This is a genomic window from Variovorax sp. J31P179 (genome assembly GCF_030316985.1).
Lineage (GTDB): Bacteria > Pseudomonadota > Gammaproteobacteria > Burkholderiales > Burkholderiaceae_C > Variovorax > Variovorax ginsengisoli_B.
Map to the genome: position 1 here is coordinate 128,008 of NZ_JASZYL010000011.1, position 13,005 is coordinate 141,012.

12 protein-coding genes are annotated in these 13,005 nt (G+C 66.7%); 7 read left to right on the top strand and 5 right to left on the bottom strand.

Features of this window, described 5'->3' with window-relative positions; genetic code table 11:
• The first annotated feature begins 60 nt into the window (after nucleotides 1-60).
• The 4 genes from QTI17_RS25770 (at nucleotide 61) to QTI17_RS25785 (ending at nucleotide 4,397) form a co-directional block, all read left to right on the top strand.
• On the top strand, nucleotides 61-1,437 hold the full coding sequence (locus QTI17_RS25770; protein ID WP_286536527.1) for an ABC transporter substrate-binding protein: 1,377 nt from the start codon (nucleotides 61-63) through the stop codon (nucleotides 1,435-1,437).
• A 19-nt stretch (nucleotides 1,438-1,456) separates the two neighbouring features.
• A complete protein-coding gene (locus QTI17_RS25775; RefSeq protein ID WP_286522926.1) occupies nucleotides 1,457-2,329 on the top strand; it encodes a carbohydrate ABC transporter permease in 873 nt (290 codons plus the stop codon).
• Nucleotides 2,326-3,183: a carbohydrate ABC transporter permease gene (locus QTI17_RS25780; RefSeq protein ID WP_286522924.1), complete on the top strand. Its 858-nt coding sequence runs from the start codon at nucleotides 2,326-2,328 to the stop codon at nucleotides 3,181-3,183. Before QTI17_RS25775 ends, QTI17_RS25780 begins: the two co-directional genes overlap by 4 nt.
• Before the next feature lie 143 nt (nucleotides 3,184-3,326).
• Nucleotides 3,327-4,397 (top strand): ABC transporter ATP-binding protein, encoded by a 1,071-nt coding sequence (locus tag QTI17_RS25785; RefSeq protein ID WP_286536528.1) that lies wholly within the window; start codon nucleotides 3,327-3,329, stop codon nucleotides 4,395-4,397.
• A gap of 32 nt (nucleotides 4,398-4,429) precedes the next feature.
• Here QTI17_RS25785 and QTI17_RS25790 read toward each other — a convergent pair whose 3' ends face one another.
• Together QTI17_RS25790 and QTI17_RS25795 are read right to left on the bottom strand one after the other, a co-directional pair.
• Nucleotides 4,430-4,822 (bottom strand): DUF2846 domain-containing protein, encoded by a 393-nt coding sequence (locus tag QTI17_RS25790; RefSeq protein ID WP_286536529.1) that lies wholly within the window; start codon nucleotides 4,820-4,822, stop codon nucleotides 4,430-4,432.
• Between the two features lie 246 nt (nucleotides 4,823-5,068).
• Nucleotides 5,069-6,871 (bottom strand): DEAD/DEAH box helicase, encoded by a 1,803-nt coding sequence (locus QTI17_RS25795; protein WP_286536530.1) that lies wholly within the window; start codon nucleotides 6,869-6,871, stop codon nucleotides 5,069-5,071.
• 291 nt (nucleotides 6,872-7,162) lie between these two features.
• On the opposite strand from QTI17_RS25795, the gene QTI17_RS25800 reads away from it, so the two are divergent.
• Nucleotides 7,163-7,408 carry an AbrB/MazE/SpoVT family DNA-binding domain-containing protein gene (locus QTI17_RS25800; RefSeq protein ID WP_286536531.1) on the top strand — a complete coding sequence of 82 codons (246 nt, stop codon included), beginning with the start codon at nucleotides 7,163-7,165 and terminating at the stop codon, nucleotides 7,406-7,408.
• 220 nt (nucleotides 7,409-7,628) lie between these two features.
• On the opposite strand, the gene QTI17_RS25805 is transcribed toward QTI17_RS25800, so the two are convergent.
• Nucleotides 7,629-8,882 carry a tetratricopeptide repeat protein gene (locus tag QTI17_RS25805; RefSeq protein ID WP_286536532.1) on the bottom strand — a complete coding sequence of 418 codons (1,254 nt, stop codon included), beginning with the start codon at nucleotides 8,880-8,882 and terminating at the stop codon, nucleotides 7,629-7,631.
• 252 nt (nucleotides 8,883-9,134) lie between these two features.
• Here QTI17_RS25805 and ettA point away from each other — a divergent pair, with 252 nt between their 5' ends.
• Complete coding sequence (gene ettA / locus QTI17_RS25810; RefSeq protein WP_286522890.1) at nucleotides 9,135-10,796, top strand: energy-dependent translational throttle protein EttA; 1,662 nt, start codon at nucleotides 9,135-9,137, stop codon at nucleotides 10,794-10,796.
• 169 nt (nucleotides 10,797-10,965) lie between these two features.
• Complete coding sequence (locus QTI17_RS25815; RefSeq protein ID WP_503011107.1) at nucleotides 10,966-12,147, top strand: PQQ-dependent sugar dehydrogenase; 1,182 nt, start codon at nucleotides 10,966-10,968, stop codon at nucleotides 12,145-12,147.
• A 40-nt stretch (nucleotides 12,148-12,187) separates the two neighbouring features.
• Here QTI17_RS25815 and QTI17_RS25820 read toward each other — a convergent pair whose 3' ends face one another.
• Nucleotides 12,188-12,574: a carboxymuconolactone decarboxylase family protein gene (locus QTI17_RS25820; RefSeq protein ID WP_286536534.1), complete on the bottom strand. Its 387-nt coding sequence runs from the start codon at nucleotides 12,572-12,574 to the stop codon at nucleotides 12,188-12,190.
• Entirely contained in the window at nucleotides 12,519-12,986 is a 468-nt protein-coding gene (locus QTI17_RS25825) for a MerR family transcriptional regulator (protein WP_286536535.1), read from the bottom strand. Before QTI17_RS25825 ends, QTI17_RS25820 begins: the two co-directional genes overlap by 56 nt.
• Nucleotides 12,987-13,005: the final 19 nt, after the last annotated feature.

Genomic DNA, 13,005 nt, shown 5'->3' on the forward strand with positions numbered 1-13,005 from the left:
CTTCCCACCCCCGGCTCGCGCATCGAGCTGTTCAGCTGCAAGAAAAAGGAGACAGGCAACATGAAATTCAAAGCACTCGTGGTCCCGACGATGATGGCCCTGGGCCTCGCCGTCGCCGGCCAGGCCTCGGCGCAGGAGAAGCTCACCGTCTGGTGGGTCAAGGGCTTCTACAAGGCCGAGGACGATGCCTTGTTCGCGGCCATCAAGAAGTTCGAGGACAAGCACAAGGGCGTCAAGGTCGAACTGTCGCAGTACCCGGTGCAGGACATGATCCCCAAGACCGTCTCGGCGCTCGACTCCGGCAGCCCGCCCGACGTCGCCTATGCCGACGTCTACGACTTCCAGGTCACGGGCAAGTGGGCCTATGACGACAAGCTCGAGGACATCAGCAGCGTGCTGGCGCCGATCGCCTCCCGCTTCGCGCCCAACACGATCGAGACCACCTTCCTCTACGACGACAAGACGAAGGCGAAGGCCTACTACGCCTTCCCGATCAAGCAGCAGACGATGCACATCGAGTACTGGATCGACATGCTCAACGAGGCCGGCTTCAAGGAGTCGGACATCCCGACGAACTGGAAGGACTACTGGTCGTTCTGGTGCGAGAAGGTGCAGCCCGCGAGCCGGCAGAAGACCGGCAAGCGCAACTTCGGCATCGGCATGCCGATGGGTGTCGATTCGAGCGATGCCTTCTATTCGTTCCTGACCTTCGCCGATGCCTACAACGTGAAGCTCGTCAGCGACAGCGGCAAGCTGCTGGTCGACGACCCGGCCGTGCGCGCCGGCCTGATCTCGGCCATGACCGACTACACCAAGCCCTACCTGACGGGCTGCACGCCGCCGTCCTCGACCAGCTGGAAAGACCCGGACAACAACGTCGCCTTCCACAACAAGACCACCGTGATGACGCACAACGCGACCATCTCGCTGCCGGCCAAGTGGCTCGATGACTCGAACAATGCCTCGCTCACGCCCGAGCAGCGCGAGGAAGCGAAGAAGAACTACACCGAGCGCATCCGCACGGCCGGCTTCCCGAACAAGCCCGATGGCAGCAAGATGGTCTACCGGACCGCGGTGAAGACCGGCGTGGTCTTCAAGGAAGCCAAGAACAAGGCGCGCGCCAAGGAGTTCGTGGCCTTCCTGTTGCAGGAAGAAAACCTCACGCCGTACGTCGAAGGCTCGCTGGGGCGCTGGTTCCCGGTGACCAAGGCCGGCCAGGCAAGCCCGTTCTGGCAGGCCGACTCGCACCGCAAGTCGGTCTACAACCAGTACGCCGCCGGCACGGTGACCTTCGAATTCACGAAGAACTACAAGTTCACGGTGCTCAACAACGAGAACGTGTGGGCCAAGGCGATGAATCGCATCGTGAGCGACAAGGTGCCGGTGGACAAGGCGGTCGACGAGATGATCGAGCGCATCAAGACGGTCGCTCGCTGAGCTGAAACGGCGGCCGACCATGAGTTCCACAGCAAGCGCCGTGACCGCGGCCGGCACCGCCGCGACACCCATCAAGCTCGGACGCTGGCAGTTCTGGGGGCGGATGATGGTCATCCCCTACCTGCTGGTGTTCGCCATCTTCGTGCTCTACCCGGTGTGCTACGGCCTCTGGCTGGCGCGCCATCCGCAGAGCTACGTGCACCTGGTCGAAGACCCGATCTTCTTCCGCTCGGTGATCAACACGATCATCTTTCTGGTCGTCGCGATCAACGTCAAGATGCTCGTGGCGCTGGTGCTGTCGGGCTTCTTCGTGCAGTCGCGCTGGTGGATCAAGATCCTCGCCGGGATCTTCATCCTGCCCTGGGCGGTGCCGTCGATCCCGACCATCCTTTCGGTGCGCTTCATGCTCAACCCCGAATGGGGCGTGATCAACACCACCATCTTCCGCCTGACCGGGCTCGACGGGCCCAACTGGCTCAACGACCCGACGCTGGCGCTCAGCTTCGCGATGCTGATGCACATCTGGAAGTCGCTGCCTTTCTGGACCCTGATCCTGGTCGCCGGGCGGCTCGCGATTCCGGGCGAACAGTACGAGGCAGCTTCGGTCGACGGTGCGAGTTCTTGGCAGAAGTTCCGCTTCATCAGCTGGCCGGCACTGCGCACGCTCTACGTGACCTCGCTGATCCTGTCGATGATCTGGACGCTGGGCGACTTCAACAGCGTCTACCTGCTGACCGGGGGCGGTCCGGCCGACCTCACGCACGTGCTGGCGACGCTCGGCATCCGCTACCTGCGACTCGACCAGGTCGATCTGTCGATGGCCTCCATCGTCGTCGCCATGCCGCTGGTGCTGCCGCTGGTCTATTTCATGATGAAGAGGTTGTCCAAATGAGCCGCAAGCGCTGGACCGTCAAGGCCGTCGGCAACGAGGCCAAGCTGCTGCTGATCGGCATCCCGGTGCTGCTGTGGACGCTGATCCCAATCTACCACATGGTGCTGTTCGCGATCTCGCCGCGCGGCACCGCGACCAGCGGCCGCCTGTGGCCGACCTCACCGACCTTCGACAACTTCTCGACGGTCTTCCATCAGAAGCACTTCTATCTCGATCATTTCTGGGTGCAGCTCGGCAACTCGCTGTTCATCGCGGTGGCGGTCGGGGCGATCACGCTGTTCGTCGCCACCACCGCGGCCTTCGCGATCAGCCGGCTGCGGGTGCGGGGCGGCCGCACGGTCATGAACATGGCGCTCTTCACCTACTTCATCCCCGCCGCGTTCCTCGCCGTGCCGATGTACAAGACCATGGGCAACTACGGCCTGCTCAACAGCCAGTGGGCGCTGATCCTCGCGATGGTCACCATCGCATCGCCCTATTGCATCTGGGTGCTCAAGCAGGCCTCCGACAAGCTGCCCTACGAGCTCGACGAAGCGGCGCGCATGGACGGCGCTTCCCCGCTGCAGCTGTTCCGCCTGGTGTACCTGCCGCTGATGGTGCCCTCGCTGGTGGCGGTGGGTACCTACGCGCTGCTGCTGGCCTGGAACGAGTACCTGTACGCCTTCCTGCTGCTGTCGAACGACCGCAGCGTGACCCTGGCCGTGGCGCTCGGCAACTTCCTCGCGGCCGACGATTCGCCCTGGGAACTGCTGATGGCGACCGGCCTCATCTACGCGCTGCCGCCGGCGGCCATCTACTACACGTTCAAGCGCTACATGGTCGGCGGCATCACCGCCGGCGCTGTAAAGAGCTGACCCCCAGGTTGCCCGGCACTTCGTGTCCGGGCGCCCACCCCCTTTCACGGGGCGACACCGGCGGCCCGGCAAAGCCGGTTCCGCGGTGTCCCCCGAACAGGCCCGGGCTACGCCGGGCCAACAGAGAGAAAGAGACGAAAACAATGGCTTCAGTCACTTTTCGGGACGTCCAGAAGTCCTACGGCAAGACCCGGATCATCGAGCGCCTGGGCTTCGAGATCGAGGACGGCGAGTTCGTCGTGCTGGTCGGGCCTTCGGGCTGCGGCAAGTCGACGCTGCTGCGCATGCTGGCCGGCCTGGAGGACATCAGCGGCGGCCAGATCATGATCGACGGGCGGGTCGTCAACGAGCTCGAATCGAAAGATCGGGACATCGCGATGGTGTTCCAGAGCTACGCGCTCTACCCGCACATGACGGTCGGCGAGAACATGGGCTTCAGCCTGCGCCTGCGCAAGGCCGAGAAGGGCCTGACCGACAAGCGGGTGGCCGATGCCGCCAAGATCCTGAACCTCGACCACCTGCTCGGGCGCTATCCGCGCGAGCTGTCGGGCGGACAGCGGCAGCGGGTCGCGATGGGGCGCGCGATCGTGCGCGACCCGAAGGTCTTCCTGTTCGACGAGCCGCTGTCCAACCTGGACGCCAAGCTGCGCGTCGCGATGCGGGCCGAGATCAAGGCGCTGCACCAGCGGCTCAAGACCACCACCGTCTACGTTACCCACGACCAGATAGAGGCCATGACGATGGCCGACCGGATCGTCGTCATGCACGACGGCGCGGTCGAGCAGATCGGCACGCCGCTCGAGCTCTACGACCGCCCCGACAACCTGTTCGTCGCCCAGTTCATCGGCTCGCCCTCGATGAACGTGCTGGAGGGCACGGTGCGGCGCGCCAACGGCCAGTGCAGTGTCGAGGCGCAGGGCGCCTCGTGGCCGGCGCCGGCCGCGACAGGGGCGGTCGACGGGCAGGCCGTGCACTATGGCGTGCGGCCCGGCGACATCACACTGTCCGAGCCGTCGCAAGGCGTGCCGGCGAGGGTGATCGTGGTCGAGCCGACCGGTGCCGAGACCGAATTGCTGGTCGATGTCGGGGGCGCCCAGCTGACGCTCGCGGTGCACGGCCGGGTCGATGCCCAGCCGGACCAGATGGTCGGGCTGGTGATCGGCAGCGAGAGCGTGCACCTGTTCGATCGCCAGACCGCCAAGCGGCTGGGCTGATACGGCTTCGCAGGGGGCGCGCCGCCGCGCGCCTACTTTTCTGCCTTGAGGACCGTTCCGAGCTGCAGTTGCTTGACTTGGTACTTGCCTTGGACTTCGTCGATCTTGCTCACGCTGTTGCGCGCCATGATGACGCCCATCGAGGGCTCCTGCTGGATGTAGATGATGTCGCCGTCCTTGGCGCTGATCTCGGTGTCGGCCCAGTTCTCGGCCTTGGAATAGATCTTGTGCGTTCCGGGCTTGACGTTGAAATAGATGTACTGGCTCGATCGGGTGTAGCCCATCTCGGACGCAGCTTCCTGATCGTCGACGAAGACGTTGAACCGGACCAGGCCGCCCATGCCGGAAGGGCGCACGACGTAGACGATCGCTTTTCCGGACTCCGGCAGCTTGGGGAGTTGGAAGGAAGCAGTTTCGCTTTTCATGACCTCGGGTGAGGGCAGGCTCGCGCACCCGGCGAGCACGGCGAAAGCTGTTGCGAGGAAGACAGCGGAGATCGAACGGTCGAGTTTCATGGAGGAGGCAGTCTATGAATGCACGCGCCGGGCCGTCTAGAGGAAATGCTTCATGGGCGCACCGGAATCGGCTGCTTCGGGCGTGCCGGATCGCGGCGCAATGAAGCAACGAAAAAGGGCGCCGAAGCGCCCTTTTGTGGATGTGTGGTCGAGCTCTCAGCGACCGAAGGAGCGGCCACCGCCGCCACCGCCGTAGCCACCGCCGCCGCCATAGCCGCCACCCGAGCGGCCGCCGCCACCCGAACGGCCACCGCCGCCGGAACGGTTGCCGCCGTAGCCGCCGCCGCCGCCACGACGGCCGCGGCCGCCGAGGCTGTCGACGCTGGTGCGCAACGGATCCGGCTGGCCGTCGCCGCCGGCGACCGCTTCGGCGCGCAGATGCGCCACCGCATCGGCTTGCGTCGGGCTGTGGCTGTTGCCGTGATGGCGCGGCTGGCGCTCTTCATGCGGCAGGTGGTTCTGATGGTGCGTCGGCGCATGGTGCGGCGCGCGCGCCGGTCCTTGCGGTCCGCGTGCCGGGCCCTGGCCGCGGCCGCCCTGGCCACGCGGGCCCTGGCCGCCGCCGCCGTTGGCGCTGCGGCCGGCCGGTGCGCCCTGGCCCTGGCCGCCGCCGCGACGCTGGCCACCGCCATTGCCACCGCCGCCGCCACCACCACTGCGCTCGCCCTGGCCCGCCTTGTTCTCGCGGATGCGCTGCATCATCTCGGTGCGAGCCGCCTTGGCCGCGGCCTGCATCACTTCGCGGCTCGGCGGACGGCCGGCGCCGCCCCAGATCGTCTGGCGACCCATGGCGATCGGCTCGGCGCGTTCGCCGTCCTCGGGGCCGAAGCCGTCGATGACCTGCACCGGAATCGTCTGCTTGGTGAAGCGCTCGATCTCCTGCATGAAGCCTTCTTCGTCGAGGCACACGAAGCTCACGGCCTCGCCGCTCGAACCGGCACGGCCGGTGCGGCCGATGCGGTGCACGTAGTCTTCGCTGACGTTCGGGATCTCGTAGTTGACGACGTGCGGCAGCTCGTCGATGTCGATGCCGCGGGCCGCGATGTCGGTCGCCACCAGGGCACGGATGTCGCCGCTCTTGAAGCCGGCCAGCGCCTGCGTACGGGCGCTCTGGCTCTTGTTGCCGTGCAGCGCCATCGCCTCGATGCCGTTCTTGGTCAGGAACTCGGCCACGCTGTTGGCGCCGAACTTGGTGCGGGTGAAGACCAGCACCTGGCTCCACTTGTGCTCGTTGATGATGTGGGCGAGCAGCGCCTTCTTCTTGCCGCGGCCGACCGGGTGGATCACCTGCGTGATGCGCTGCACCGTGGTGTTGCGCGGCGTGACCTGGATGCTCTGCGGGTTCTTGAGCAGCGTGGCGGCGAGATCGCGGATCTCGTCGCTGAAGGTGGCCGAGAACAGCAGGCTCTGCTTTTCCCGGGGCACCAGCGCGAGGATCTTCTTGACGTCGTGGATGAAGCCCATGTCGAGCATGCGGTCGGCTTCGTCGAGCACCAGGATCTGCACCTGCGACAGGTCGAGCATGCCTTGCTGCTGCAGGTCGAGCAGGCGGCCGGGGGTGGCGACCAGGATGTCGACGCCGCTCTTGAGCTTGCTGATCTGCGGGTTCATGCCGACGCCGCCGAAGATCACGGTCGAGGTCAGCTGGAGGTACTTGCCGTAGATGCGAACGGACTCTTCGACCTGGGCCGCGAGTTCGCGCGTGGGGGTCAGCACCAGGGCACGGATGCCGGTGCCGCCGAACTTGTTGGTGGCGCTGCGGCTCATCGTGAGCTTGTGCAGCAGGGGCAGGGTGAAGGCAGCGGTCTTGCCGGTGCCGGTCTGGGCGCCGCCCAGGAGGTCGTGGCCGTCGAGCACGGCCGGAATGGCCTGGGCCTGGATCGGCGTCGGCGTTTCGTAGCCCTGCTCATGCACGGCCTTCAAGATGGCCGGGGCCAGCTTCAGTTCATCAAAGTTCATTGAGTTCAACAAGCGCCCTACACGGCGCAGTGGTATCCACCCGCTCGGGCGTCATGTGGACGTCGAGCCAGTAAGGGCAGATGAAGGTCAGAGGTGGGAGCCCGAAAGCCTGCATAAGGCCGTCTTCGTCCCCGGCGGAGAGCCGGCGTCGCGGGCAACTGGACCCGGCAACAGGCGCTATTGTCTCATGAACCGGGATGAAGGGTGAAATGACGCGGCCGGTCGTGGAAGCATGCGGTCTGGAACTGCGGCGCTAAGCTCTTACTTCGTCAGCATTACCAGGAGCCGCCCGTGCGACTCACCTCCAAGGGTCAGGTGACCATTCCCCAGAACATTCGCGAGCTCGCGGGCCTCAAGCCCTACGACGAGGTGGAGTTCGAGTACCGCAACAAGCAGATCATCATGAAGCCCGTGAAGCCCGTGAGGCGCACGACATCGCCGGCCAAGGAGGCGATCGCCCTGCTGCGCGGCAGCGCGAACTCGAATATCGGCTTGTCGGCGGACGAGTGGCTGGAGATGACGCGCGGCGAACGCTGAGGCGCCGGAAACCTTCCTGATCGACAGCAGTGTCCTGATCGACGTCATCCACGAAGATCCGGGATGGATGGACTGGTCGGCTTCGGCCATCGGTGAATGCCTGAACCGTGACAAGCTGGCTTGCCGGACTTCTATATCGGCGCCCACGCTCAACTGACGGGTTGCACCCTCGTGTCGCGCGACAGCGCGCGCTACAAGACCTATTTCCCCAAGCTCAAGCTCATTTCGCCGAAGCACGAGTAGAGCGCCCGCCGCCCGCCCGCTCCAGATAGACGAACATGCCCTGGATCGCCTCGCGCTGGTCTTCGCGGATCGGTGCCCGGATCAATTGGACCAGGTCGAAGCCGTGGCGCGCGGCCAGCCCGCGCAGGTAGCGCTCCGAATGGGCGTAGCGCAGGCTCGGCAGCAACTCGAAATCGACGCTTTCGTCGCCGCCGCTCTCGGCCGAGAAACAGAAGAGTCCGCCCGGCTCCAGCCGCTGCTCCAGCGCGGCGAAGACCGGCTCCAGGTCGCCTACGTAGATGAAGACGTCGGCGGCGGTGACCAGGTCGTAGCGGGCGTCCGTGCCTCGCAGGTAGGCCCCGATGTCGGCGTGCGCAAGCTGGTCGTAGAGCCCGAGGGCCCGGGCCTTGTCCAGCATCTGGCTCGACAGGTCGACGCCGGTGAGCCGCCCCGCCATTGGCCTGAGCAGCGCAGCGCACAGGCCGGTTCCGCAGCCGAGATCGAGGGCCGAGCGGAAGCGGCCCCGGCCCAGCGCGGCGAGGTGCATGGCCAGGGTGCTGTGCGCCTGGTAGCCGAGCAGGCCCACCAGGTGCGCATCGAACTCGTCGGCGTAGTCGTCGAACAGGGTCTCGACATAGTGGCCCGGCGCGGTCGCCGGCGCAGGGCCGTCGGAGACCGCGGCGAGGTAGTACCGGTGCAGCGCCGGATCGCCGCCGTGCGCCAGCGCCTGCTCGAAGGCATGGGCGGCTTCGGGGTGGCGGTTCAGTTCCCGCAGGATGCTGCCTCGATTGCTCCAGGCCTGGGCGATGCCGGGGTCGGCGGCCAGCGCGTGGTCGTAGGAGGCGAGCGCCTCCGCGGGCCGGCCCAGCGCCTGCAGGGTCTGGCCATGGCGAAGCCACAACTCGCCGGCGGGAAGCGCGTCCAGCGATAGCACCTTCTCGAAGGCCGACAGGGCTTCCGGGTGCCGGTTCAGTTGCCCGAGGGCGCTGGCCTTGTGGAACCAGGCATCCGGGTCCTCGGCTTCGGCCTCCAGGGCCTGCTCGGCGGCCGCCAGGGCCGCCTGCGGGCGCGACAGCTTCAACTGCGTCGCGGCGAGATTGACCAGGGTCGAGACGCGGCCCGGCAGCAGCGCGAGCGACGACAGGAAAAGCTGCTCCGCGGCCTCGAAGCGGCCCGTCTCGAGGGCCTTCAGCCCGTCGAGGAAGAACTGTCGGGCCTGGGCGAAGGCATCGGGGGTGGGGGAGGGGCGCATGGCGGCAGGGACGGCGGCCGCTGCGGGCGGCGTCCGGAGAGCTCGGATGGAGCCGGAGAATAGCAGCGCCGCGCGCGCTTCTTCAGGGAATCGAGGGGCTGGGTTAGACTTGGCCCCAAACCCCGGTCGGAAAACGCGCTGCAGCAGCAAGCGCCTGCCACGCAAGGCAGATTCGCCATCGATCCTCGCACAAGATCGTTGTCGGGTTGCCCGGCCACCCCGAACAGTCCCCATCACCGAACAGAGATAGACATGGCCCAGTACGTCTACACCATGAACAAGGTCAGCAAGACCGTGCCGCCCAAACGGCAGATCTTGAAGGACATTTCGCTCTCGTTTTTCCCCGGCGCCAAGATCGGCGTGCTCGGCCTGAACGGCTCGGGCAAGTCCTCGCTGTTGAAGATCATGGCCGGCATCGACAAGGAGATCGAGGGCGAGGCGCTGCCGATGCCCGGTCTCACGATCGGCTACCTCGAGCAGGAGCCCAAGCTGAACGCCGCCCACACGGTGCGCGAATCGGTCGAGGAAGCCATGGGCGCGGTCTACGCGGCCAAGGCGCGGCTCGAGGAGGTCTACGTCGCCTACGGCGCCGAAGACGCCGACTTCGACGCACTCGCGGCCGAGCAAGCCGAGCTCGAAGCCATCATCGCCACCGCCGGCACCGATTCCGAACACCAGCTCGAGATCGCCGCCGACGCGCTGCGCCTGCCGCCGTGGGACGCCAACATCGGCGTGCTGTCGGGCGGCGAGAAGCGGCGAGTCGCGCTGTGCCGGCTGTTGCTGAGCAAGCCCGACATGCTGCTGCTCGACGAGCCGACCAACCACCTGGACGCCGAATCGGTCGAGTGGCTCGAAGTCTTCCTGCAGCGCTTTCCCGGCACCGTCGTGGCGATCACCCACGATCGCTACTTCCTCGACAACGCGGCCGAGTGGATTCTCGAACTCGACCGCGGCCGCGGCATTCCCTGGAAGGGCAACTACAGCACCTGGCTCGAGCAGAAGGGCGAACGCCTGGCGCAGGAGCAGAAGAGCGAAGAAGCCCATGCCAAGGCCCTGAAGAAGGAACTCGAATGGTCGCGCCAGAACCCGAAGGCGCGCCAGGCCAAGAGCAAGTCGCGCCTGGCCCGCTTCGAGGAGCTGAGCGATTTCGAATACCAGAAGCGCAACGAGACGCAGGAAATCTTCATTCCCGTCGCCGAGCGCCTGGGCAACCAGGTGATCGAGTTCAAGAACGTCACCAAGTCCTTCGGCGACCGGGTGCTGATCGACAACCTGAGCTTCGAGATCCCGGCCGGCGCGATCGTCGGCATCATCGGTCCGAACGGCGCCGGCAAGTCGACCCTGTTCAAGCTGATCGCCGGCAAGGAAACGCCGGACTCCGGCGAGGTGGTGATCGGCCAGACGGTCAAGATGGCCTTCGTCGACCAGAATCGCGACGCGCTCGGCAACGAGAAGACCGTGTGGGAAGACATCTCGAACGGCCTCGACATCATCAACGTCGGCAAGTTCCAGATGGCCAGCCGGGCCTACGCCGGGCGCTTCAACTTCAATGGCGCCGACCAGCAGAAGAAGGTCGGCACCTTGTCGGGCGGCGAGCGCGGCCGGCTGCACCTGGCGAAGACGCTGATCGCGGGCGGCAACGTGCTGATGCTCGACGAGCCGTCGAACGACCTCGACGTCGAGACGCTGCGGGCCCTCGAAGACGCGCTGCTGGAGTTTGCCGGGTCGGTGCTGGTCATCAGCCATGACCGCTGGTTCCTCGACCGGATCGCGACCCACATCCTGGCGGCCGAAGGCGACAGCCAGTGGACCTTCTTCAACGGCAACTACCAGGAGTACGAAGCCGACAAGAAGAAGCGCCTGGGCGAAGAAGGTGCCAAGCCGCACCGGATGCGCTTCAAGGCCCTGAAGTAACGACAGCAGGGCGAATAGACCCGGGCGCATCGCGGCGCCCTTTCCGAAGGAGCATGCCATGGCAGCAGCGACTCGGTATCTTCTGGCGACGGCCCTGGCCGCCGTGGTCGGTTGCGGCGGTGGCGGTGGCGGCAGCAGCGTCGCCATCTCCGCCTTCGGCGTCAACGGCATGTCGACGCAGGGCGCGCCGGCCCCGGCCGGCAGCAGCGCCGCCGCACCACCTGCTGGCGCCGCGCCGGCCTCGCCGTCGTTCAAGGTCACCGAACTGGCGACCGGCCTCGACACCCCCTGGGCTTTGGCCTTCCTGCCCGACGGCCGCATGCTGATCACCCAGCGCGGCGGTCAGTTGCGGCTGCGCAATGCCGATGGGTCGGCCGTCAATGGCGGTGCCGATCTGGTCGCCGGCGTGCCCGCGGTCGCGGCGGTGGGCCAGGGCGGGCTGCTCGACGTCGCGGTGGACCCGGCCTTTGCGAGCAATCGACGCATCTATCTCAGCTTCGCGGAGCGCGACGGCGCCGATCCGAGCCTCAACGGCACGGCGGTGGCCCGGGCCGAACTCGATGCGGCCAACCGCACGCTCGGCAACCTGACGGTGATCTACCGCCAGTCGCCCAAGGTCGACAGCACGGCGCACTTCGGTTCGCGGCTGGTGTTCGACCGCAGCGGCTATCTGTTCGTGACCCTGGGCGAGCGCCTGCTCTACACCCAGCGGGGCTTCGCGCAAGACCTGTCGCGCGGTAACGGCAAGGTGGTCCGGATCACCACCGACGGCGCTCCGGCGCCTGGCAACCCCTTCGCCGCCACCGCCGGCGCACAGCCGCACATCTGGAGCTACGGCCACCGCAATCCGCAGGGGGCGGCGCTGCATCCCGCGACCGGCGATCTCTGGACCCACGAGCATGGTCCGCAGGGCGGCGACGAGGTCAACCTGACCCTGCCGGGGCGCAACTACGGCTGGCCCGTCATCAGCTACGGGCAGGAATACGGCACGCTCACGCAGGTGGGCGAGGGCACCGCCAAGCCGGGCCTCGAGCAGCCGCTGACCTACTGGGAAAAGATCGACGGCTCGGCCTGGACGCCAGGCACCCAGAAATCGTCGATCGCGCCGAGCGGCATGGCTTTCTATACCGGCGATGCGCTGGCCGAATGGAAGGGCAATCTCTTCGTCGGCGCGCTCGCCGGCACCGCGCTCTGGAGGCTCAGGCTCGACGGCAACGCGGTGGTCGGCCGCGAGCGATTGCTGGCCGAGCGCGGTGAACGCATCCGCGACGTCCGGCAGGGGCCCGACGGCTGGCTGTACCTGTTGACCGACAGCAGCAATGGCAAGCTGCTGCGGGTGGAGCGTCAGTGAACTGAAAGGCGCCGGCCGACGACCGGCCGAGGCTGTCGCGTCAGTGCGCAGCCTCGGCCGCGGCGGCGAACACTTCGCGGGCCGCCCCGAGCCCGTTCAGCGCTGCCGGAAAACCCGCATACACCGCCATCTGCATGATGGTCTCGACGATCTCGGTGCGGCTCACGCCCACGTTCAGCGCGCCCTGGATGTGCACCTTGAGCTGCGGGGCCGCATTGCCCATCGCCGTGAGCGCGGCGACCACGGCGATCTCGCGCGACCGCAGGTCCAGGCCGGGCCGCGAATAGATGTCGCCGAACGGGAATTCGATCAGCAGCCGGGCGAAGTCGGGCGCGATGTCCTGGAGGCTCTCGACGACGCGCACGCCGCCTTCACCGTCGATCTCCTGCAGCTTGGCGAGTCCGCGCTGGTAGCGGGTGGTTTCCATGGTTTTCCTTTTCCGGGCCTGGGCCCTGTGAAAGGGAACGCTCGATGCCGGCGTAGTGCGCGATCTTCTGCGTGAGCGCATCGACCGATTGCGCGAGCGACTGCATCTGCAGCCGCAGTCCGGCGAGGTGTGCTTCGAGCATCTCGCGGCGCTCGCCTACGCTGGCGTCCCCCTGACTTCGAAGCCTGGCAAAGGCCTGCATGCCCTGGATGGACATGCCGGTCGTGCGCAGGCGCAGCAGGAAAGCGAGCCAGTCCATGTCACTGTCCGCATAGCGGCGCTGGCCGCCCGGTGCGCGCGGCACGGCGGCGATCAGGCCGATGCGCTCGTAATAGCGCAGCGTATGGGCCGTGAGGCCGGTGCGGCGCGCCACCTGGGCGATGGTCAGCAGTGGGCTCGGGCTCGTTTCCATGTCGGGGATTCTGGAAGTT